The organism is Paraburkholderia sp. Clong3, from assembly GCF_050436485.1.
In the GTDB taxonomy this organism is placed as follows: domain Bacteria; phylum Pseudomonadota; class Gammaproteobacteria; order Burkholderiales; family Burkholderiaceae; genus Paraburkholderia; species Paraburkholderia tuberum.
On record NZ_JBNDMH010000004.1, the window covers coordinates 547,742 to 573,330 of the forward strand.

Sequence of the window (25,589 nt, forward strand, 5' to 3'; positions counted from 1 at the left end):
CGTCGATCAGCCCGCAGATGCTGCCGCTGATCGAGCTGACGCAGGAAGAGATCGACCGGGTCGTCGCCACGGTGCCGGGCGGGGTCGCCAACATCCAGGACATCTATGGCCTGTCGCCGCTGCAGGAAGGCATCCTGTTCCATCATCTGTTGGCCGGGCGGGGCGATCCGTATCTGCTGGTGTCGCAGATGGCCTTTGCCGATCGCGAGCTGTTGGAGCGCTATCTTGGTGCGGTCCAGCAGGTGGTGGACCGTCACGACATGCTGCGCACGGCCTTTGTCTGGGAGGGGCTCTCGAGCCCGGCCCAGGTGGTGTGGCGTCGTGCGCGGCTGGAGATCAGCGAGCTCGAGCTGGATGAAGATGACGGCCCCGCTCATGAGCAACTGAAGCGCCGGTTCGACCCGCGTCACTATCGCATCAGCCTTGGGCGGGCACCCTTGTTGCAGTTTGTGATCGCGCGCGAGCCGGGCACGGGGCGCTGGCTGCTGCTGGAGCTGCAGCACCATTTGATCGGGGATCACACGACGCTGGACGTGATGCATGCCGAGGTGCGGGCGGTGCTGGAGGAGCGCACGCATGAGCTTGGCGCGCCGCAGCCGTTCCGCAATCTGGTGGCGCAGGCGCGGCTGGGGGTCGATGCCAAGGCGCATGAAGAGTTCTTCCGGGCGATGCTGGCCGACATCGACGAGCCGGTCCTGCCGTTCGGGTTGAGCGAGGTCCATGGCGACGGCAGCGGGATTGGCGAGGCGCATCGGAGGCTGCCGCAGGCGCTCAACGATCGGCTGCGGGCCCAGGCGCGGCGGCTGGGGGTGAGCCTGGCCAGTCTGTGCCATCTGGCCTGGGGGCAGGTGGTGGCGCGCAGCAGCGGGCGCGAGCAGGTGGTGTTCGGCACGGTGCTGTTCGGGCGCATGCATGCCGGTGCCGGCGCCGACCGTGCGCTCGGGCTGTTCATCAACACCTTGCCTGTGCGGCTCGACCTCGACGGCACCGGGGTCGAGGCGAGCGTGCGGGCCACGCATGCGCGGCTTTCCGAGCTGCTCGCGCATGAGCATGCCTCGCTGGCGCTGGCGCAACGCTGCAGCGGCGTTGCAGCACCCGCGCCGCTGTTCGGCGCGCTGCTGAACTACCGTCACAACACGCCGGCGGCCATGGCCGGCTCCGGGACGGATGATGGTCTGTCCGGCATTGAATGGCTGGGTGGGGAGGAGCGCACCAACTATCCGCTGAGCCTGTCGGTTGAAGATTTTGGCCAGGCGCTCGCCCTCACCGCACAGGTGGCGGAGCCTGTCTCTGCGGACCGGGTCTGCGGCTACATGCAGCGGGCGCTCGAAGAGCTGACCGAGGCGCTGGAGCGGGCGCCGAACACGCCGGTGCGGGAGCTCGACATCCTGCCGGCCGCCGAGCGCGGCTATCTCCTGGAGGAGCTGAACCGGACGGCGGCGGACTATCCTTCGCAGTTGTGCATCCACGAGCTGTTCGAGGCGCAGGTGCGCCAGGCACCGGACAGGGTGGCGGTGGTGCATGAGGCTGAGGAGCTGGGCTATGGCGAGCTCAATCGGCGCGCCAACCGCCTGGCGCATCATCTGATCGGCCTTGGGGTGAAGCCGGACCAGCCGGTGGCGATCTGCCTGGAGCGCAGCCCGGCCATGGTGGTTGGGATTCTGGCGATCCTGAAGGCGGGCGGCGCCTATGTGCCGCTCGACCCGGCCTATCCCAGCGCGCGGCTCAACCAGGTGCTTGAGGATGCCGCACCCCGGCTGCTGCTTTGCGATGCGGCGGGGCGCCAGGCCCTCGGCGCGGATGCTCTTGGTCAGGTGAGCGTGGTCGACCTCGACACCGCCACGCCGGGCTGGGCCGGGCGGCCATCGTCGGATCCCGACCCGCGCGCGCTGGGGCTCACCGCGCGCCATCTTGCCTACATCATCTACACCTCAGGCTCCACCGGCACGCCCAAGGGCGTCATGGTCGAGCATCAAAGCACCGTGAACCTGCTGGGTTGGAACAGCGACGTGTTTGCGCAATCGGAGACCAGCCGCATGCTGTTCTCCACCTCGATCAGCTTCGATCTGTCTGTCTACGAGTGCTTCGGTGCGCTCTCGCAAGGCGGCACGCTCTATCTCGTTGAGAATGCCCTGGCACTGGCGCAGGCGCCTTTGGACGTCTCGCTGATCAATACAGTACCCTCTGCCATCACCGCTCTGCTCGACGAGGAAGCAGTCCCCGCCTCGGCAAGCGTCATCAATTTGGCGGGCGAACCGCTGAGCGCAGGTCTGATCGAAAGAATCTTCGAGAACACGCGCGTCCAAAAGATTTGCAATCTGTACGCTCCTTCGGAGACCACGACGTATTCGACCTGGGTTTGCATGCCCAGGGGAGACACGGTCGTTGAGACGATCGGCCGTCCGGTCGCGAACACGCGGGTGTATCTGCTGGCCGGTGATGGCGCGCCGGTGCCGTTCGGGGCGGTTGGCGAGCTCCATATCGGCGGGGCAGGGGTGGCGCGCGGCTACCTGAACCGTGCCGGGCTGACGGCGGAGCGGTTTTTGGCCGATCCGTTCAGTGATGAGGCAGGCGCGCGGATGTACCGGACCGGGGATCTTGCGCGCTACCTTGCGGACGGCAATCTGGAGTTCCTGGGCCGCAATGACGACCAGGTGAAGATCCGCGGCTTCCGCATCGAGCCGGGCGAGATCGCGGCGCGCCTTGTCGAGCACGAGCGGGTGCGCGATGCGGTGGTGGTGGCGCGTGAGGATCGAACGGGCCAGATGCGGCTCGTCGCCTATGTGGTGTACGCGCCGGAAGCGGGAGCCCAGCACGAAGCGGGAGCCCAGGAGGAAGATCAAGGCGCGCTTGCCGGCGCCTTGCGCGCGCATCTTGGCGCGCGGCTGCCCGACTACATGGTGCCGGCGGCCTTCGTGCGGCTAGCGGCGCTGCCGCTGACGGCCAACGGCAAGCTCGACCGCAAGGAGCTGCCTGTTCCCGACGACGATGCCTATGCGCGGGCCGCCCATGCGGCGCCGCAAGGCGAGATCGAGACGGCGCTGGCCGGCATCTGGGCCGAGCTTCTGGGGCTGGAGCGGGTCGGCCGTCACGACCACTTCTTCGAGCTCGGCGGTCATTCGCTGCTGGCGGTGCAGCTGATGGAGCGGCTGCGGCGGCTGTCGCTTGGGGTGGAGGTGCGCACCCTGTTCGCCAGGCCGGTGCTCTGCGATCTGGCCGCAAGCCTTGGAAGCCATCGCGAGGTGGCGGTGCCGGCCAACCTGATCGACGAGCACAGCACGTCGATCAGCCCGCAGATGCTGCCGCTGATCGAGCTGACGCAGGAAGAGATCGACCGGGTCGTCGCCACGGTGCCGGGCGGGGTCGCCAACATCCAGGACATCTATGGCCTGTCGCCGCTGCAGGAAGGCATCCTGTTCCATCATCTGTTGGCCGGGCGGGGCGATCCGTATCTGCTGGTGTCGCAAATGGCCTTTGCCGATCGCGAGCTGTTGGAGCGCTATCTTGGTGCGGTCCAGCAGGTGGTGGACCGTCACGACATGCTGCGCACGGCCTTTGTCTGGGAGGGGCTCTCGAGCCCGGCCCAGGTGGTGTGGCGTCGTGCGCGGCTGGAGATCAGCGAGCTCGAGCTGGATGAAGATGACGGCCCCGCTCATGAGCAACTGAAGCGCCGGTTCGACCCGCGTCACTATCGCATCAGCCTTGGGCGGGCACCCTTGTTGCAGTTTGTGATCGCGCGCGAGCCGGGCACGGGGCGCTGGCTGCTGCTGGAGCTGCAGCACCATTTGATCGGGGATCACACGACGCTGGACGTGATGCATGCCGAGGTGCGGGCGGTGCTGGAGGAGCGCACGCATGAGCTTGGCGCGCCGCAGCCGTTCCGCAATCTGGTGGCGCAGGCGCGGCTGGGGGTCGATGCCAAGGCGCATGAAGAGTTCTTCCGGGCGATGCTGGCCGACATCGACGAGCCGGTCCTGCCGTTCGGGTTGAGCGAGGTCCATGGCGACGGCAGCGGGATTGGCGAGGCGCATCGGAGGCTGCCGCAGGCGCTCAACGATCGGCTGCGGGCCCAGGCGCGGCGGCTGGGGGTGAGCCTGGCCAGTCTGTGCCATCTGGCCTGGGGGCAGGTGGTGGCGCGCAGCAGCGGGCGCGAGCAGGTGGTGTTCGGCACGGTGCTGTTCGGGCGCATGCATGCCGGTGCCGGCGCCGACCGTGCGCTCGGGCTGTTCATCAACACCTTGCCTGTGCGGCTCGACCTCGACGGCACCGGGGTCGAGGCGAGCGTGCGGGCCACGCATGCGCGGCTTTCCGAGCTGCTCGCGCATGAGCATGCCTCGCTGGCGCTGGCGCAACGCTGCAGCGGCGTCGCAGCACCCGCGCCGCTGTTCGGCGCGCTGCTGAACTACCGTCACAACGCGCCGGCGGCCATGGCCGGCTCCGGGACGGATGATGGTCTGTCCGGCATTGAATGGCTGGGTGGGGAGGAGCGCACCAACTATCCGCTGAGCCTGTCGGTTGAAGATTTTGGCCAGGCGCTCGCCCTCACCGCACAGGTGGCGGAGCCTGTCTCTGCGGACCGGGTCTGCGGCTACATGCAGCGGGCGCTCGAAGAGCTGACCGAGGCGCTGGAGCGGGCGCCGAACACGCCGGTGCGGGAGCTCGACATCCTGCCGGCCGCCGAGCGCGGCTATCTCCTGGAGGAGCTGAACCGGACGGCGGCGGACTATCCTTCGCAGCTGTGCATCCACGAGCTGTTCGAGGCGCAGGTGCGCCAGGCACCGGACAGGGTGGCGGTGGTGCATGAGGCTGAGGAGCTGGGCTATGGCGAGCTCAATCGGCGCGCCAACCGCCTGGCGCATCATCTGATCGGCCTTGGGGTGAAGCCGGACCAGCCGGTGGCGATCTGCCTGGAGCGCAGCCCGGCCATGGTGGTTGGGATTCTGGCGATCCTGAAGGCGGGCGGCGCCTATGTGCCGCTCGACCCGGCCTATCCCAGCGCGCGGCTCAACCAGGTGCTTGAGGATGCCGCACCCCGGCTGCTGCTTTGCGATGCGGCGGGGCGCCAGGCCCTCGGCGCGGATGCTCTTGGTCAGGTGAGCGTGGTCGACCTCGACACCGCCACGCCGGGCTGGGCCGGGCGGCCATCGTCGGATCCCGACCCGCGCGCGCTGGGGCTCACCGCGCGCCATCTTGCCTACATCATCTACACCTCAGGCTCCACCGGCACGCCCAAGGGCGTCATGGTCGAGCATCAAAGCACCGTGAACCTGCTGGGTTGGAACAGCGACGTGTTTGCGCAATCGGAGACCAGCCGCATGCTGTTCTCCACCTCGATCAGCTTCGATCTGTCTGTCTACGAGTGCTTCGGTGCGCTCTCGCAAGGCGGCACGCTCTATCTCGTTGAGAATGCCCTGGCACTGGCGCAGGCGCCTTTGGACGTCTCGCTGATCAATACAGTACCCTCTGCCATCACCGCTCTGCTCGACGAGGAAGCAGTCCCCGCCTCGGCAAGCGTCATCAATTTGGCGGGCGAACCGCTGAGCGCAGGTCTGATCGAAAGAATCTTCGAGAACACGCGCGTCCAAAAGATTTGCAATCTGTACGCTCCTTCGGAGACCACGACGTATTCGACCTGGGTTTGCATGCCCAGGGGAGACACGGTCGTTGAGACGATCGGCCGTCCGGTCGCGAACACGCGGGTGTATCTGCTGGCCGGTGATGGCGCGCCGGTGCCGTTCGGGGCGGTTGGCGAGCTCCATATCGGCGGGGCAGGGGTGGCGCGCGGCTACCTGAACCGTGCCGGGCTGACGGCGGAGCGGTTTTTGGCCGATCCGTTCAGTGATGAGGCAGGCGCGCGGATGTACCGGACCGGGGATCTTGCGCGCTACCTTGCGGACGGCAATCTGGAGTTCCTGGGCCGCAATGACGACCAGGTGAAGATCCGCGGCTTCCGCATCGAGCCGGGCGAGATCGCGGCGCGCCTTGTCGAGCACGAGCGGGTGCGCGATGCGGTGGTGGTGGCGCGTGAGGATCGAACGGGCCAGATGCGGCTCGTCGCCTATGTGGTGTACGCGCCGGAAGCGGGAGCCCAGCACGAAGCGGGAGCCCAGGAGGAAGATCAAGGCGCGCTTGCCGGCGCCTTGCGCGCGCATCTTGGCGCGCGGCTGCCCGACTACATGGTGCCGGCGGCCTTCGTGCGGCTAGCGGCGCTGCCGCTGACGGCCAACGGCAAGCTCGACCGCAAGGAGCTGCCTGTTCCCGACGACGATGCCTATGCGCGGGCCGCCCATGCGGCGCCGCAAGGCGAGATCGAGACGGCGCTGGCCGGCATCTGGGCCGAGCTTCTGGGGCTGGAGCGGGTCGGCCGTCACGACCACTTCTTCGAGCTCGGCGGTCATTCGCTGCTGGCGGTGCAGCTGATGGAGCGGCTGCGGCGGCTGTCGCTTGGGGTGGAGGTGCGCACCCTGTTCGCCAGGCCGGTGCTCTGCGATCTGGCCGCAAGCCTTGGAAGCCATCGCGAGGTGGCGGTGCCGGCCAACCTGATCGACGAGCACAGCACGTCGATCAGCCCGCAGATGCTGCCGCTGATCGAGCTGACGCAGGAAGAGATCGACCGGGTCGTCGCCACGGTGCCGGGCGGGGTCGCCAACATCCAGGACATCTATGGCCTGTCGCCGCTGCAGGAAGGCATCCTGTTCCATCATCTGTTGGCCGGGCGGGGCGATCCGTATCTGCTGGTGTCGCAGATGGCCTTTGCCGATCGCGAGCTGTTGGAGCGCTATCTTGGTGCGGTCCAGCAGGTGGTGGACCGTCACGACATGCTGCGCACGGCCTTTGTCTGGGAGGGGCTCTCGAGCCCGGCCCAGGTGGTGTGGCGTCGTGCGCGGCTGGAGATCAGCGAGCTCGAGCTGGATGAAGATGACGGCCCCGCTCATGAGCAACTGAAGCGCCGGTTCGACCCGCGTCACTATCGCATCAGCCTTGGGCGGGCACCCTTGTTGCAGTTTGTGATCGCGCGCGAGCCGGGCACGGGGCGCTGGCTGCTGCTGGAGCTGCAGCACCATTTGATCGGGGATCACACGACGCTGGACGTGATGCATGCCGAGGTGCGGGCGGTGCTGGAGGAGCGCACGCATGAGCTTGGCGCGCCGCAGCCGTTCCGCAATCTGGTGGCGCAGGCGCGGCTGGGGGTCGATGCCAAGGCGCATGAAGAGTTCTTCCGGGCGATGCTGGCCGACATCGACGAGCCGGTCCTGCCGTTCGGGTTGAGCGAGGTCCATGGCGACGGCAGCGGGATTGGCGAGGCGCATCGGAGGCTGCCGCAGGCGCTCAACGATCGGCTGCGGGCCCAGGCGCGGCGGCTGGGGGTGAGCCTGGCCAGTCTGTGCCATCTGGCCTGGGGGCAGGTGGTGGCGCGCAGCAGCGGGCGCGAGCAGGTGGTGTTCGGCACGGTGCTGTTCGGGCGCATGCATGCCGGTGCCGGCGCCGACCGTGCGCTCGGGCTGTTCATCAACACCTTGCCTGTGCGGCTCGACCTCGACGGCACCGGGGTCGAGGCGAGCGTGCGGGCCACGCATGCGCGGCTTTCCGAGCTGCTCGCGCATGAGCATGCCTCGCTGGCGCTGGCGCAACGCTGCAGCGGCGTCGCAGCACCCGCGCCGCTGTTCGGCGCGCTGCTGAACTACCGTCACAACGCGCCGGCGGCCATGGCCGGCTCCGGGACGGATGATGGTCTGTCCGGCATTGAATGGCTGGGTGGGGAGGAGCGCACCAACTATCCGCTGAGCCTGTCGGTTGAAGATTTTGGCCAGGCGCTCGCCCTCACCGCACAGGTGGCGGAGCCTGTCTCTGCGGACCGGGTCTGCGGCTACATGCAGCGGGCGCTCGAAGAGCTGACCGAGGCGCTGGAGCGGGCGCCGAACACGCCGGTGCGGGAGCTCGACATCCTGCCGGCCGCCGAGCGCGGCTATCTCCTGGAGGAGCTGAACCGGACGGCGGCGGACTATCCTTCGCAGTTGTGCATCCACGAGCTGTTCGAGGCGCAGGTGCGCCAGGCACCGGACAGGGTGGCGGTGGTGCATGAGGCTGAGGAGCTGGGCTATGGCGAGCTCAATCGGCGCGCCAACCGCCTGGCGCATCATCTGATCGGCCTTGGGGTGAAGCCGGACCAGCCGGTGGCGATCTGCCTGGAGCGCAGCCCGGCCATGGTGGTTGGGATTCTGGCGATCCTGAAGGCGGGCGGCGCCTATGTGCCGCTCGACCCGGCCTATCCCAGCGCGCGGCTCAACCAGGTGCTTGAGGATGCCGCACCCCGGCTGCTGCTTTGCGATGCGGCGGGGCGCCAGGCCCTCGGCGCGGATGCTCTTGGTCAGGTGAGCGTGGTCGACCTCGACACCGCCACGCCGGGCTGGGCCGGGCGGCCATCGTCGGATCCCGACCCGCGCGCGCTGGGACTCACCGCGCGCCATCTTGCCTACATCATCTACACCTCAGGCTCCACCGGCACGCCCAAGGGCGTCATGGTCGAGCATCAAAGCACCGTGAACCTGCTGGGTTGGAACAGCGACGTGTTTGCGCAATCGGAGACCAGCCGCATGCTGTTCTCCACCTCGATCAGCTTCGATCTGTCTGTCTACGAGTGCTTCGGTGCGCTCTCGCAAGGCGGCACGCTCTATCTCGTTGAGAATGCCCTGGCACTGGCGCAGGCGCCTTTGGACGTCTCGCTGATCAATACAGTACCCTCTGCCATCACCGCTCTGCTCGACGAGGAAGCAGTCCCCGCCTCGGCAAGCGTCATCAATTTGGCGGGCGAACCGCTGAGCGCAGGTCTGATCGAAAGAATCTTCGAGAACACGCGCGTCCAAAAGATTTGCAATCTGTACGCTCCTTCGGAGACCACGACGTATTCGACCTGGGTTTGCATGCCCAGGGGAGACACGGTCGTTGAGACGATCGGCCGTCCGGTCGCGAACACGCGGGTGTATCTGCTGGCCGGTGATGGCGCGCCGGTGCCGTTCGGGGCGGTTGGCGAGCTCCATATCGGCGGGGCAGGGGTGGCGCGCGGCTACCTGAACCGTGCCGGGCTGACGGCGGAGCGGTTTTTGGCCGATCCGTTCAGTGATGAGGCAGGCGCGCGGATGTACCGGACCGGGGATCTTGCGCGCTACCTTGCGGACGGCAATCTGGAGTTCCTGGGCCGCAATGACGACCAGGTGAAGATCCGCGGCTTCCGCATCGAGCCGGGCGAGATCGCGGCGCGCCTTGTCGAGCACGAGCGGGTGCGCGATGCGGTGGTGGTGGCGCGTGAGGATCGAACGGGCCAGATGCGGCTCGTCGCCTATGTGGTGTACGCGCCGGAAGCGGGAGCCCAGCACGAAGCGGGAGCCCAGGAGGAAGATCAAGGCGCGCTTGCCGGCGCCTTGCGCGCGCATCTTGGCGCGCGGCTGCCCGACTACATGGTGCCGGCGGCCTTCGTGCGGCTAGCGGCGCTGCCGCTGACGGCCAACGGCAAGCTCGACCGCAAGGAGCTGCCTGTTCCCGACGACGATGCCTATGCGCGGGCCGCCCATGCGGCGCCGCAAGGCGAGATCGAGACGGCGCTGGCCGGCATCTGGGCCGAGCTTCTGGGGCTGGAGCGGGTCGGCCGTCACGACCACTTCTTCGAGCTCGGCGGTCATTCGCTGCTGGCGGTGCAGCTGTTGAGCCGGCTGTCGCGGGCTGTTGGCGTGGACGTGCCGCTGACGACGCTGTTCGCCAGGCCGGTGCTTGCCGATCTGGCGGCAAGCATTGTCGAGGTGTTGAGCCGCTCTGGCCCGCACGAGCTGCCGGCGATCATGGCGGTGTCGCGCGAGCAGCCGCTCGTGCTGTCGTTCGCACAGCAGCGGCTGTGGTTCTTGGCGCAGCTGGATGAGGCCAGCACCAACTACCACATACCGCTGGCCTTGCGGCTTACGGGTCGGCTCGAGCGGGCCGCATGGCAACTGAGCCTTGACCGTCTGTTTGCGCGTCATGAGGCGTTGCGCAATGTCTTTGTCGCGCCGCAAGGCAAGCCCCGGGTCGAGGTCCTGCCGCCGGATGCGGGTCTGCCGCTGGTCGAGCACGATCTATCCGGCCGGCCGGATGCCGAGACCGCACTTTTGGATCTGTGCCGTGAAGAGGCGGACACGCCGTTTGATCTGTCGCGCGGGCCGCTGATCCGCGCTCGTCTGATCCGGCTGTCGGATGAGGAGCACGTCTTTCTGCTGACGCAGCATCACATCGTCTCGGACGGCTGGTCGATGGGCGTCCTGGTGCGTGAACTGAGCAGCCTTTACCGGGCGTTCGTGGCTGGGCAGGACGATCCTTTGCCGCCGCTTGCGATCCAGTATGGAGACTATGCCGCCTGGCAACGGCAGTGGCTGTCGGGGGAGCGGCTGCACAGCCAGGCGCAGTACTGGCGCGACACCCTGTCGGGCGCTCCGGCCTGTCTTGGCTTGCCGACGGACCGTCCGCGGCCGGCGCAGCAGTCGTTTGCCGGGGCCGGTGTGCCGGTCGTCATCGATGCGGCTCTGACGCGGGGGCTGAAGCGGCTGGCCCGGCAGCATGGCACGACGGTGTTCATGGCGGTGCTGGCGGCCTGGGCGGCGGTGCTCTCGCGTCTGTCGGGGCAGGACGACGTTGTGATCGGTGTGCCGAGCGCCAATCGCGGCCGGCGCGAGGTGGAGGAGCTGATCGGCTTCTTCGTCAACACGCTCGCGCTTCGCCTGGACCTGTCGGGCGCGCCGAGCGTGGCCGAGCTTTTGGAGCGCACGCGGCGCACGGCGCTGGCCGCGCAGGAGCATCAGGACCTGCCGTTCGAGCAGGTGGTTGAGATCGTCAAGCCGCCGCGCGCGCTCGATCACACGCCGTTGTTCCAGGCGATGCTGGCCTGGCAGAACGAGGCCGTCGAGACGCTCGATCTGCCAGGGCTGAGCGTGGAGGCAACCGGCAATGGCTTCGCTCAGGTCAGGTTCGACCTGGAGCTGAGCCTTGGCGAGTGCGGCGAGGAGATTGCCGGATCGCTGCACTATGCCACGGCGCTGTTCGATCAAGCGACGATCGGGCGGCAGCGCGGTTATCTTTTGGCCTTGCTGCGGGCGATGGTTGCCGATGCCGGGCAGCCGGTCGGCCGCATCGAGCTTTTGTCGGCCGCCGAGCGCGGCTATCTCCTGGAGGAGCTGAACCGGACGGCGGCGGACTATCCTTCGCAGCTGTGCATCCACGAGCTGTTCGAGGCGCAGGTGCGCCAGGCACCGGACAGGGTGGCGGTGGTGCATGAGGCTGAGGAGCTGGGCTATGGCGAGCTCAATCGGCGCGCCAACCGCCTGGCGCATCATCTGATCGGCCTTGGGGTGAAGCCGGACCAGCCGGTGGCGATCTGCCTGGAGCGCAGCCCGGCCATGGTGGTTGGGATTCTGGCGATCCTGAAGGCGGGCGGCGCCTATGTGCCGCTCGACCCGGCCTATCCCAGCGCGCGGCTCAACCAGGTGCTTGAGGATGCCGCACCCCGGCTGCTGCTTTGCGATGCGGCGGGGCGCCAGGCCCTCGGCGCGGATGCTCTTGGTCAGGTGAGCGTGGTCGACCTCGACACCGCCACGCCGGGCTGGGCCGGGCGGCCATCGTCGGATCCCGACCCGCGCGCGCTGGGACTCACCGCGCGCCATCTTGCCTACATCATCTACACCTCAGGCTCCACCGGCACGCCCAAGGGCGTCATGGTCGAGCATCAAAGCCTGGTCAACCTTACAGCATGGCATGTGCAAACGTTCTGTCCGCAACCAGAAACCTGCTGCACACTCACGGCCGGATTAGCATCCGATGCCAGCGCTTGGGAGCTATGGTCTGCCTTATACAATCGTAGCACCTTGCTGCTCCCACCCAGAGCGGCAGCGGGAGATTCCTCGCGTCTGTTGCAATGGTGGCGTGATCAATCGTTGGAGACTGCCTTCTTAGTTACGCCGCTGGCTACAACCGCGCTGGAAGACAAGCTGGTAAATCTCACGTTGGAGTACTTGCTGATCGGCGGTGATCGTCTCCAGCGCGTGCCTTCCCTGCTACCGTCGCCTCTCAAGCTAATAAACAACTATGGCCCTACTGAAGTTACCGTCGTGGCGACCTCGGGACGGATCTTCAGTGACAACGTTGTGCCACATATCGGCCGTCCGATTGCGAACACGCGGGTGTATCTGCTGGACGGTGATGGCGCGCCGGTGCCGTTCGGGGCGGTTGGCGAGCTCCATATCGGCGGGGCAGGGGTGGCGCGCGGCTACCTGAACCGTGCCGGGCTGACGGCGGAGCGGTTTTTGGCCGATCCGTTCAGTGATGAGGCAGGCGCGCGGATGTACCGGACCGGGGATCTTGCGCGCTACCTTGCGGACGGCAATCTGGAGTTCCTGGGCCGCAATGACGACCAGGTGAAGATCCGCGGCTTCCGCATCGAGCCGGGCGAGATCGCGGCGCGCCTTGTCGAGCACGAGCGGGTGCGCGATGCGGTGGTGGTGGCGCGTGAGGATCGAACGGGCCAGATGCGGCTCGTCGCCTATGTGGTGTACGCGCCGGAAGCGGGAGCCCAGGAGGAAGATCAAGGCGCGCTTGCCGGCGCCTTGCGCGCGCATCTTGGCGCGCGGCTGCCCGACTACATGGTGCCGGCGGCCTTCGTGCGGCTAGCGGCGCTGCCGCTGACGGCCAACGGCAAGCTCGACCGCAAGGAGCTGCCTGTTCCCGACGACGATGCCTATGCGCGGGCCGCCCATGCGGCGCCGCAAGGCGAGATCGAGACGGCGCTGGCCGGCATCTGGGCCGAGCTTCTGGGGCTGGAGCGGGTCGGCCGTCACGACCACTTCTTCGAGCTCGGCGGTCATTCGCTGCTGGCGGTGCAGCTGATGGAGCGGCTGCGGCGGCTGTCGCTTGGGGTGGAGGTGCGCACCCTGTTCGCCAGGCCGGTGCTCTGCGATCTGGCCGCAAGCCTTGGAAGCCATCGCGAGGTGGCGGTGCCGGCCAACCTGATCGACGAGCACAGCACGTCGATCAGCCCGCAGATGCTGCCGCTGATCGAGCTGACGCAGGAAGAGATCGACCGGGTCGTCGCCACGGTGCCGGGCGGGGTCGCCAACATCCAGGACATCTATGGCCTGTCGCCGCTGCAGGAAGGCATCCTGTTCCATCATCTGTTGGCCGGGCGGGGCGATCCGTATCTGCTGGTGTCGCAGATGGCCTTTGCCGATCGCGAGCTGTTGGAGCGCTATCTTGGTGCGGTCCAGCAGGTGGTGGACCGTCACGACATGCTGCGCACGGCCTTTGTCTGGGAGGGGCTCTCGAGCCCGGCCCAGGTGGTGTGGCGTCGTGCGCGGCTGGAGATCAGCGAGCTCGAGCTGGATGAAGATGACGGCCCCGCTCATGAGCAACTGAAGCGCCGGTTCGACCCGCGTCACTATCGCATCAGCCTTGGGCGGGCACCCTTGTTGCAGTTTGTGATCGCGCGCGAGCCGGGCACGGGGCGCTGGCTGCTGCTGGAGCTGCAGCACCATTTGATCGGGGATCACACGACGCTGGACGTGATGCATGCCGAGGTGCGGGCGGTGCTGGAGGAGCGCACGCATGAGCTTGGCGCGCCGCAGCCGTTCCGCAATCTGGTGGCGCAGGCGCGGCTGGGGGTCGATGCCAAGGCGCATGAAGAGTTCTTCCGGGCGATGCTGGCCGACATCGACGAGCCGGTCCTGCCGTTCGGGTTGAGCGAGGTCCATGGCGACGGCAGCGGGATTGGCGAGGCGCATCGGAGGCTGCCGCAGGCGCTCAACGATCGGCTGCGGGCCCAGGCGCGGCGGCTGGGGGTGAGCCTGGCCAGTCTGTGCCATCTGGCCTGGGGGCAGGTGGTGGCGCGCAGCAGCGGGCACGAGCAGGTGGTGTTCGGCACGGTGCTGTTCGGGCGCATGCATGCCGGTGCCGGCGCCGACCGTGCGCTCGGGCTGTTCATCAACACCTTGCCTGTGCGGCTCGACCTCGACGGCACCGGGGTCGAGGCGAGCGTGCGGGCCACGCATGCGCGGCTTTCCGAGCTGCTCGCGCATGAGCATGCCTCGCTGGCGCTGGCGCAACGCTGCAGCGGCGTCGCAGCACCCGCGCCGCTGTTCGGCGCGCTGCTGAACTACCGTCACAACGCGCCGGCGGCCATGGCCGGCTCCGGGACGGATGATGGTCTGTCCGGCATTGAATGGCTGGGTGGGGAGGAGCGCACCAACTATCCGCTGAGCCTGTCGGTTGAAGATTTTGGCCAGGCGCTCGCCCTCACCGCACAGGTGGCGGAGCCTGTCTCTGCGGACCGGGTCTGCGGCTACATGCAGCGGGCGCTCGAAGAGCTGACCGAGGCGCTGGAGCGGGCGCCGAACACGCCGGTGCGGGAGCTCGACATCCTGCCGGCCGCCGAGCGCGGCTATCTCCTGGAGGAGCTGAACCGGACGGCGGCGGACTATCCTTCGCAGCTGTGCATCCACGAGCTGTTCGAGGCGCAGGTGCGCCAGGCACCGGACAGGGTGGCGGTGGTGCATGAGGCTGAGGAGCTGGGCTATGGCGAGCTCAATCGGCGCGCCAACCGCCTGGCGCATCATCTGATCGGCCTTGGGGTGAAGCCGGACCAGCCGGTGGCGATCTGCCTGGAGCGCAGCCCGGCCATGGTGGTTGGGATTCTGGCGATCCTGAAGGCGGGCGGCGCCTATGTGCCGCTCGACCCGGCCTATCCCAGCGCGCGGCTCAACCAGGTGCTTGAGGATGCCGCACCCCGGCTGCTGCTTTGCGATGCGGCGGGGCGCCAGGCCCTCGGCGCGGATGCTCTTGGTCAGGTGAGCGTGGTCGACCTCGACACCGCCACGCCGGGCTGGGCCGGGCGGCCATCGTCGGATCCCGACCCGCGCGCGCTGGGGCTCACCGCGCGCCATCTTGCCTACATCATCTACACCTCAGGCTCCACCGGCACGCCCAAGGGCGTCATGGTCGAGCATCAAAGCACCGTGAACCTGCTGGGTTGGAACAGCGACGTGTTTGCGCAATCGGAGACCAGCCGCATGCTGTTCTCCACCTCGATCAGCTTCGATCTGTCTGTCTACGAGTGCTTCGGTGCGCTCTCGCAAGGCGGCACGCTCTATCTCGTTGAGAATGCCCTGGCACTGGCGCAGGCGCCTTTGGACGTCTCGCTGATCAATACAGTACCCTCTGCCATCACCGCTCTGCTCGACGAGGAAGCAGTCCCCGCCTCGGCAAGCGTCATCAATTTGGCGGGCGAACCGCTGAGCGCAGGTCTGATCGAAAGAGTCTTCGAGAACACGCGCGTCCAAAAGATTTGCAATCTGTACGCTCCTTCGGAGACCACGACGTATTCGACCTGGGTTTGCATGCCCAGGGGAGACACGGTCGTTGAGACGATCGGCCGTCCGGTCGCGAACACGCGGGTGTATCTGCTGGCCGGTGATGGCGCGCCGGTGCCGTTCGGGGCGGTTGGCGAGCTCCATATCGGCGGGGCAGGGGTGGCGCGCGGCTACCTGAACCGTGCCGGGCTGACGGCGGAGCGGTTTTTGGCCGATCCGTTCAGTGATGAGGCAGGCGCGCGGATGTACCGGACCGGGGATCTTGCGCGCTACCTTGCGGACGGCAATCTGGAGTTCCTGGGCCGCAATGACGACCAGGTGAAGATCCGCGGCTTCCGCATCGAGCCGGGCGAGATCGCGGCGCGCCTTGTCGAGCACGAGCGGGTGCGCGATGCGGTGGTGGTGGCGCGTGAGGATCGAACGGGCCAGATGCGGCTCGTCGCCTATGTGGTGTACGCGCCGGAAGCGGGAGCCCAGCACGAAGCGGGAGCCCAGGAGGAAGATCAAGGCGCGCTTGCCGGCGCCTTGCGCGCGCATCTTGGCGCGCGGCTGCCCGACTACATGGTGCCGGCGGCCTTCGTGCGGCTAGCGGCGCTGCCGCTGACGGCCAACGGCAAGCTCGACCGCAAGGAGCTGCCTGTTCCCGACGACGATGCCTATGCGCGGGCCGCCCATGCGGCGCCGCAAGGCGAGATCGAGACGGCGCTGGCCGGCATCTGGGCCGAGCTTCTGGGGCTGGAGCGGGTCGGCCGTCACGACCACTTCTTCGAGCTCGGCGGTCATTCGCTGCTGGCGGTGCAGCTGATGGAGCGGCTGCGGCGGCTGTCGCTTGGGGTGGAGGTGCGCACCGCTGTTCGCCAGGCCGGTGCTCTGCGATCTGGCCGCAAGCCTTGGAAGCCATCGCGAGGTGGCGGTGCCGGCCAACCTGATCGACGAGCACAGCACGTCGATCAGCCCGCAGATGCTGCCGCTGATCGAGCTGACGCAGGAAGAGATCGACCGGGTCGTCGCCACGGTGCCGGGCGGGGTCGCCAACATCCAGGACATCTATGGCCTGTCGCCGCTGCAGGAAGGCATCCTGTTCCATCATCTGTTGGCCGGGCGGGGCGATCCGTATCTGCTGGTGTCGCAAATGGCCTTTGCCGATCGCGAGCTGTTGGAGCGCTATCTTGGTGCGGTCCAGCAGGTGGTGGACCGTCACGACATGCTGCGCACGGCCTTTGTCTGGGAGGGGCTCTCGAGCCCGGCCCAGGTGGTGTGGCGTCGTGCGCGGCTGGAGATCAGCGAGCTCGAGCTGGATGAAGATGACGGCCCCGCTCATGAGCAACTGAAGCGCCGGTTCGACCCGCGTCACTATCGCATCAGCCTTGGGCGGGCACCCTTGTTGCAGTTTGTGATCGCGCGCGAGCCGGGCACGGGGCGCTGGCTGCTGCTGGAGCTGCAGCACCATTTGATCGGGGATCACACGACGCTGGACGTGATGCATGCCGAGGTGCGGGCGGTGCTGGAGGAGCGCACGCATGAGCTTGGCGCGCCGCAGCCGTTCCGCAATCTGGTGGCGCAGGCGCGGCTGGGGGTCGATGCCAAGGCGCATGAAGAGTTCTTCCGGGCGATGCTGGCCGACATCGACGAGCCGGTCCTGCCGTTCGGGTTGAGCGAGGTCCATGGCGACGGCAGCGGGATTGGCGAGGCGCATCGGAGGCTGCCGCAGGCGCTCAACGATCGGCTGCGGGCCCAGGCGCGGCGGCTGGGGGTGAGCCTGGCCAGTCTGTGCCATCTGGCCTGGGGGCAGGTGGTGGCGCGCAGCAGCGGGCGCGAGCAGGTGGTGTTCGGCACGGTGCTGTTCGGGCGCATGCATGCCGGTGCCGGCGCCGACCGTGCGCTCGGGCTGTTCATCAACACCTTGCCTGTGCGGCTCGACCTCGACGGCACCGGGGTCGAGGCGAGCGTGCGGGCCACGCATGCGCGGCTTTCCGAGCTGCTCGCGCATGAGCATGCCTCGCTGGCGCTGGCGCAACGCTGCAGCGGCGTCGCAGCACCCGCGCCGCTGTTCGGCGCGCTGCTGAACTACCGTCACAACGCGCCGGCGGCCATGGCCGGCTCCGGGACGGATGATGGTCTGTCCGGCATTGAATGGCTGGGTGGGGAGGAGCGCACCAACTATCCGCTGAGCCTGTCGGTTGAAGATTTTGGCCAGGCGCTCGCCCTCACCGCACAGGTGGCGGAGCCTGTCTCTGCGGACCGGGTCTGCGGCTACATGCAGCGGGCGCTCGAAGAGCTGACCGAGGCGCTGGAGCGGGCGCCGAACACGCCGGTGCGGGAGCTCGACATCCTGCCGGCCGCCGAGCGCGGCTATCTCCTGGAGGAGCTGAACCGGACGGCGGCGGACTATCCTTCGCAGCTGTGCATCCACGAGCTGTTCGAGGCGCAGGTGCGCCAGGCACCGGACAGGGTGGCGGTGGTGCATGAGGCTGAGGAGCTGGGCTATGGCGAGCTCAATCGGCGCGCCAACCGCCTGGCGCATCATCTGATCGGCCTTGGGGTGAAGCCGGACCAGCCGGTGGCGATCTGCCTGGAGCGCAGCCCGGCCATGGTGGTTGGGATTCTGGCGATCCTGAAGGCGGGCGGCGCCTATGTGCCGCTCGACCCGGCCTATCCCAGCGCGCGGCTCAACCAGGTGCTTGAGGATGCCGCACCCCGGCTGCTGCTTTGCGATGCGGCGGGGCGCCAGGCCCTCGGCGCGGATGCTCTTGGTCAGGTGAGCGTGGTCGACCTCGACACCGCCACGCCGGGCTGGGCCGGGCGGCCATCGTCGGATCCCGACCCGCGCGCGCTGGGACTCACCGCGCGCCATCTTGCCTACATCATCTACACCTCAGGCTCCACCGGTACGCCCAAGGGCGTCATGGTCGAGCATCAAAGCCTGGTCAACCTTACAGCATGGCATGTGCAAACGTTCTGTCCGCAACCAGAAACCTGCTGCACACTCACGGCCGGATTAGCATCCGATGCCAGCGCTTGGGAGCTATGGTCTGCCTTATACAATCGTAGCACCTTGCTGCTCCCACCCAGAGCGGCAGCGGGAGATTCCTCGCGTCTGTTGCAATGGTGGCGTGATCAATCGTTGGAGACTGCCTTCTTAGTTACGCCGCTGGCTACAACCGCGCTGGAAGACAAGCTGGTAAATCTCACGTTGGAGTACTTGCTGATCGGCGGTGATCGTCTCCAGCGCGTGCCTTCCCTGCTACCGTCGCCTCTCAAGCTAATAAACAACTATGGCCCTACTGAAGTTACCGTCGTGGCGACCTCGGGACGGATCTTCAGTGACAACGTTGTGCCACATATCGGCCGTCCGATTGCGAACACGCGGGTGTATCTGCTGGACGGTGATGGCGCGCCGGTGCCGTTCGGGGCGGTTGGCGAGCTCCATATCGGCGGGGCAGGGGTGGCGCGCGGCTACCTGAACCGTGCCGGGCTGACGGCGGAGCGGTTTTTGGCCGATCCGTTCAGTGATGAGGCAGGCGCGCGGATGTACCGGACCGGGGATCTTGCGCGCTACCTTGCGGACGGCAATCTGGAGTTCCTGGGCCGCAATGACGACCAGGTGAAGATCCGCGGCTTCCGCATCGAGCCGGGCGAGATCGCGGCGCGCCTTGTCGAGCACGAGCGGGTGCGCGATGCGGTGGTGGTGGCGCGTGAGGATCGAACGGGCCAGATGCGGCTCGTCGCCTATGTGGTGTACGCGCCGGAAGCGGGAGCCCAGCACGAAGCGGGAGCCCAGGAGGAAGATCAAGGCGCGCTTGCCGGCGCCTTGCGCGCGCATCTTGGCGCGCGGCTGCCCGACTACATGGTGCCGGCGGCCTTCGTGCGGCTAGCGGCGCTGCCGCTGACGGCCAACGGCAAGCTCGACCGCAAGGAGCTGCCTGTTCCCGACGACGATGCCTATGCGCGGGCCGCCCATGCGGCGCCGCAAGGCGAGATCGAGACGGCGCTGGCCGGCATCTGGGCCGAGCTTCTGGGGCTGGAGCGGGTCGGCCGTCACGACCACTTCTTCGAGCTCGGCGGTCATTCGCTGCTGGCGGTGCAGCTGATGGAGCGGCTGCGGCGGCTGTCGCTTGGGGTGGAGGTGCGCACCCTGTTCGCCAGGCCGGTGCTCTGCGATCTGGCCGCAAGCCTTGGAAGCCATCGCGAGGTGGCGGTGCCGGCCAACCTGATCGACGAGCACAGCACGTCGATCAGCCCGCAGATGCTGCCGCTGATCGAGCTGACGCAGGAAGAGATCGACCGGGTCGTCGCCACGGTGCCGGGCGGGGTCGCCAACATCCAGGACATCTATGGCCTGTCGCCGCTGCAGGAAGGCATCCTGTTCCATCATCTGTTGGCCGGGCGGGGCGATCCGTATCTGCTGGTGTCGCAGATGGCCTTTGCCGATCGCGAGCTGTTGGAGCGCTATCTTGGTGCGGTCCAGCAGGTGGTGGACCGTCACGACATGCTGCGCACGGCCTTTGTCTGGGAGGGGCTCTCGAGCCCGGCCCAGGTGGTGTGGCGTCGTGCGCGGCTGGAGATCAGCGAGCTCGAGCTGGATGAAGATGACGGCCCCGCTCATGAGCAACTGAAGCGCCGGTTCGACCCGCGTCACTATCGCATCAGCCTTGGGCGGGCACCCTTGTTGCAGTTTGTGATCGCGCGCGAGCCGGGCACGGGGCGCTGGCTGCTGCTGGAGCTGCAGCACCATTTGATCGGGGATCACACGACGCTGGACGTGATGCATGCCGAGGTGCGGGCGGTGCTGGAGGAGCGCACGCATGAGCTTGGCGCGCCGCAGCCGTTCCGCAATCTGGTGGCGCAGGCGCGGCTGGGGGTCGATGCCAAGGCGCATGAAGAGTTCTTCCGGGCGATGCTGGCCGACATCGACGAGCCGGTCCTGCCGTTCGGGTTGAGCGAGGTCCATGGCGACGGCAGCGGGATTGGCGAGGCGCATCGGAGGCTGCCGCAGGCGCTCAACGATCGGCTGCGGGCCCAGGCGCGGCGGCTGGGGGTGAGCCTGGCCAGTCTGTGCCATCTGGCCTGGGGGCAGGTGGTGGCGCGCAGCAGCGGGCGCGAGCAGGTGGTGTTCGGCACGGTGCTGTTCGGGCGCATGCATGCCGGTGCCGGCGCCGACCGTGCGCTCGGGCTGTTCATCAACACCTTGCCTGTGCGGCTCGACCTCGACGGCACCGGGGTCGAGGCGAGCGTGCGGGCCACGCATGCGCGGCTTTCCGAGCTGCTCGCGCATGAGCATGCCTCGCTGGCGCTGGCGCAACGCTGCAGCGGCGTCGCAGCACCCGCGCCGCTGTTCGGCGCGCTGCTGAACTACCGTCACAACGCGCCGGCGGCCATGGCCGGCTCCGGGACGGATGATGGTCTGTCCGGCATTGAATGGCTGGGTGGGGAGGAGCGCACCAACTATCCGCTGAGCCTGTCGGTTGAAGATTTTGGCCAGGCGCTCGCCCTCACCGCACAGGTGGCGGAGCCTGTCTCTGCGGACCGGGTCTGCGGCTACATGCAGCGGGCGCTCGAAGAGCTGACCGAGGCGCTGGAGCGGGCGCCGAACACGCCGGTGCGGGAGCTCGACATCCTGCCGGCCGCCGAGCGCGGCTATCTCCTGGAGGAGCTGAACCGGACGGCGGCGGACTATCCTTCGCAGCTGTGCATCCACGAGCTGTTCGAGGCGCAGGTGCGCCAGGCACCGGACAGGGTGGCGGTGGTGCATGAGGCTGAGGAGCTGGGCTATGGCGAGCTCAATCGGCGCGCCAACCGCCTGGCGCATCATCTGATCGGCCTTGGGGTGAAGCCGGACCAGCCGGTGGCGATCTGCCTGGAGCGCAGCCCGGCCATGGTGGTTGGGATTCTGGCGATCCTGAAGGCGGGCGGCGCCTATGTGCCGCTCGACCCGGCCTATCCCAGCGCGCGGCTCAACCAGGTGCTTGAGGATGCCGCACCCCGGCTGCTGCTTTGCGATGCGGCGGGGCGCCAGGCCCTCGGCGCGGATGCTCTTGGTCAGGTGAGCGTGGTCGACCTCGACACCGCCACGCCGGGCTGGGCCGGGCGGCCATCGTCGGATCCCGACCCGCGCGCGCTGGGACTCACCGCGCGCCATCTTGCCTACATCATCTACACCTCAGGCTCCACCGGCACGCCCAAGGGCGTCATGGTCGAGCATCGGGCTCTTATCAATCGCCTGATGTGGATGCAGAAAGCCTACGCTCTCAAGACCACTGATGTTGTCTTGCAAAAAACGTCCTTTGGCTTCGATGTCTCGGCTTGGGAGTTCTTCTGGACATTGCTTGAAGGGGCGGCCCTGGTACTGGCGCCTGCGGGTGCGCACAACGATCCCGATGCACTTGTAAGCCTGATAACCAGCCAAGGCATCACCACGGTTCACTTTGTGCCATCCATGCTGATCAGCTTCATGGATACGAAGGGTGTCGAACGCTGCATATCGCTACAGAGTCTCCTATGCAGTGGCGAGGCGCTTCCTGCATCGCTTGTACACAAGGTTCAGCGCCTGTTGCCTAGGATCGGCGTGCACAACTTATACGGTCCCACCGAGGCTGCTATCGACGTTACAGCCTGGAATTGCCCGGCTGGATTTGAGGGGTCTATTGTCCCGATCGGCCGTCCGATCGCGAACACGCGGGTGTATCTGCTGGCCGGTGATGGCGCGCCGGTGCCGTTCGGGGCGGTTGGCGAGCTCCATATCGGCGGGGCAGGGGTGGCGCGCGGCTACCTGAACCGTGCCGGGCTGACGGCGGAGCGGTTTTTGGCCGATCCGTTCAGTGATGAGGCAGGCGCGCGGATGTACCGGACCGGGGATCTTGCGCGCTACCTTGCGGACGGCAATCTGGAGTTCCTGGGCCGCAATGACGACCAGGTGAAGATCCGCGGCTTCCGCATCGAGCCGGGCGAGATCGCGGCGCGCCTTGTCGAGCACGAGCGGGTGCGCGATGCGGTGGTGGTGGCGCGTGAGGATCGAACGGGCCAGATGCGGCTCGTCGCCTATGTGGTGTACGCGCCGGAAGCGGGAGCCCAGCACGAAGCGGGAGCCCAGGAGGAAGATCAAGGCGCGCTTGCCGGCGCCTTGCGCGCGCATCTTGGCGCGCGGCTGCCCGACTACATGGTGCCGGCGGCCTTCGTGCGGCTAGCGGCGCTGCCGCTGACGGCCAACGGCAAGCTCGACCGCAAGGAGCTGCCTGTTCCCGACGACGATGCCTATGCGCGGGCCGCCCATGCGGCGCCGCAAGGCGAGATCGAGACGGCGCTGGCCGGCATCTGGGCCGAGCTTCTGGGGCTGGAGCGGGTCGGCCGTCACGACCACTTCTTCGAGCTCGGCGGTCATTCGCTGCTGGCGGTGCAGCTGTTGAGCCGGCTGTCGCGGGCTGTTGGCGTGGACGTGCCGCTGACGACGCTGTTCGCCAGGCCGGTGCTTGCCGATCTGGCGGCAAGCATTGTCGAGGTGTTGAGCCGCTCTGGCCCGCACGAGCTGCCGGCGATCATGGCGGTGTCGCGCGAGCAGCCGCTCGTGCTGTCGTTCGCACAGCAGCGGCTGTGGTTCTTGGCGCAGCTGGATGAGGCCAGCACCAACTACCACATACCGCTGGCCTTGCGGCTTACGGGTCGGCTCGAGCGGGCCGCATGGCAACTGAGCCTTGACCGTCTGTTTGCGCGTCATGAGGCGTTGCGCAATGTCTTTGTCGCGCCGCAAGGCAAGCCCCGGGTCGAGGTCCTGCCGCCGGATGCGGGTCTGCCGCTGGTCGAGCACGATCTATCCGGCCGGCCGGATGCCGAGACCGCACTTTTGGATCTGTGCCGTGAAGAGGCGGACACGCCGTTTGATCTGTCGCGCGGGCCGCTGATCCGCGCTCGTCTGATCCGGCTGTCGGATGAGGAGCACGTCTTTCTGCTGACGCAGCATCACATCGTCTCGGACGGCTGGTCGATGGGCGTCCTGGTGCGTGAACTGAGCAGCCTTTACCGGGCGTTCGTGGCTGGGCAGGACGATCCTTTGCCGCCGCTTGCGATCCAGTATGGAGACTATGCCGCCTGGCAACGGCAGTGGCTGTCGGGGGAGCGGCTGCACAGCCAGGCGCAGTACTGGCGCGACACCCTGTCGGGCGCTCCGGCCTGTCTTGGCTTGCCGACGGACCGTCCGCGGCCGGCGCAGCAGTCGTTTGCCGGGGCCGGTGTGCCGGTCGTCATCGATGCGGCTCTGACGCGGGGGCTGAAGCGGCTGGCCCGGCAGCATGGCACGACGGTGTTCATGGCGGTGCTGGCGGCCTGGGCGGCGGTGCTCTCGCGTCTGTCGGGGCAGGACGACGTTGTGATCGGTGTGCCGAGCGCCAATCGCGGCCGGCGCGAGGTGGAGGAGCTGATCGGCTTCTTCGTCAACACGCTCGCGCTTCGCCTGGACCTGTCGGGCGCGCCGAGCGTGGCCGAGCTTTTGGAGCGCACGCGGCGCACGGCGCTGGCCGCGCAGGAGCATCAGGACCTGCCGTTCGAGCAGGTGGTTGAGATCGTCAAGCCGCCGCGCGCGCTCGATCACACGCCGTTGTTCCAGGCGATGCTGGCCTGGCAGAACGAGGCCGTCGAGACGCTCGATCTGCCAGGGCTGAGCGTGGAGGCAACCGGCAATGGCTTCGCTCAGGTCAGGTTCGACCTGGAGCTGAGCCTTGGCGAGTGCGGCGAGGAGATTGCCGGATCGCTGCACTATGCCACGGCGCTGTTCGATCAAGCGACGATCGGGCGGCAGCGCGGTTATCTTTTGGCCTTGCTGCGGGCGATGGTTGCCGATGCCGGGCAGCCGGTCGGCCGCATCGAGCTTTTGTCGGCCGCCGAGCGCGGCTATCTCCTGGAGGAGCTGAACCGGACGGCGGCGGACTATCCTTCGCAGCTGTGCATCCACGAGCTGTTCGAGGCGCAGGTGCGCCAGGCACCGGACAGGGTGGCGGTGGTGCATGAGGCTGAGGAGCTGGGCTATGGCGAGCTCAATCGGCGCGCCAACCGCCTGGCGCATCATCTGATCGGCCTTGGGGTGAAGCCGGACCAGCCGGTGGCGATCTGCCTGGAGCGCAGCCCGGCCATGGTGGTTGGGATTCTGGCGATCCTGAAGGCGGGCGGCGCCTATGTGCCGCTCGACCCGGCCTATCCCAGCGCGCGGCTCAACCAGGTGCTTGAGGATGCCGCACCCCGGCTGCTGCTTTGCGATGCGGCGGGGCGCCAGGCCCTCGGCGCGGATGCTCTTGGTCAGGTGAGCGTGGTCGACCTCGACACCGCCACGCCGGGCTGGGCCGGGCGGCCATCGTCGGATCCCGACCCGCGCGCGCTGGGACTCACCGCGCGCCATCTTGCCTACATCATCTACACCTCAGGCTCCACCGGCACGCCCAAGGGCGTCATGGTCGAGCATCAAAGCACCGTGAACCTGCTGGGTTGGAACAGCGACGTGTTTGCGCAATCGGAGACCAGCCGCATGCTGTTCTCCACCTCGATCAGCTTCGATCTGTCTGTCTATGAGTGCTTCGGTGCGCTCTCGCAAGGCGGCACGCTCTATCTCGTTGAGAATGCCCTGGCACTGGCGCAGACGCCTTTGGACGTCTCGCTGATCAATACAGTGCCTTCGGCGATCGCCTCCCTAGTCAACCAGAAAGCTGTGCCGGCTTCGACAAGCGTCATTAATTCGTGCGGTGACCGATTGAACGCGGATTTGATCAATAAAGTCTTCAAGACTAGTGGCGTCCAGAAGGTCTGCAATCTGTACGCTCCTTCGGAGACCACGACGTATTCGACCTGGGTTTGCATGCCCAGGGGAGGCACAGTCGTTGAGACGATCGGCCGTCCGATCGCGAACACGCGGGTGTATCTGCTGGCCGGTGATGGCGCGCCGGTGCCGTTCGGGGCGGTTGGCGAGCTCCATATCGGCGGGGCAGGGGTGGCGCGCGGCTACCTGAACCGTGCCGGGCTGACGGCGGAGCGGTTTTTGGCCGATCCGTTCAGTGATGAGGCAGGCGCGCGGATGTACCGGACCGGGGATCTTGCGCGCTACCTTGCGGACGGCAATCTGGAGTTCCTGGGCCGCAATGACGACCAGGTGAAGATCCGCGGCTTCCGCATCGAGCCGGGCGAGATCGCGGCGCGCCTTGTCGAGCACGAGCGGGTGCGCGATGCGGTGGTGGTGGC

General features: G+C 67.5%; 5 pseudogenes. All 5 read left to right on the forward strand.

Annotated elements, in window-relative coordinates:
* Positions 1-38: 38 nt before the first annotated feature.
* A pseudogene (locus OKW30_RS40730) lies at positions 39-12,926 on the forward strand (amino acid adenylation domain-containing protein); the annotation flags it as partial.
* Between the two features lie 150 nt (positions 12,927-13,076).
* Positions 13,077-16,142: pseudogene (locus OKW30_RS40735) on the forward strand (non-ribosomal peptide synthetase); the annotation flags it as partial.
* Between the two features lie 193 nt (positions 16,143-16,335).
* Positions 16,336-19,236, forward strand: a pseudogene (locus tag OKW30_RS40740) (non-ribosomal peptide synthetase); the annotation flags it as partial.
* Positions 19,237-19,422: 186 nt separating this feature from the next.
* A pseudogene (locus OKW30_RS40745) lies at positions 19,423-22,545 on the forward strand (amino acid adenylation domain-containing protein); the annotation flags it as partial.
* A gap of 186 nt (positions 22,546-22,731) precedes the next feature.
* A pseudogene (locus OKW30_RS40750) lies at positions 22,732-25,587 on the forward strand (amino acid adenylation domain-containing protein); the annotation flags it as partial.
* Positions 25,588-25,589 lie beyond the last annotated feature (2 nt).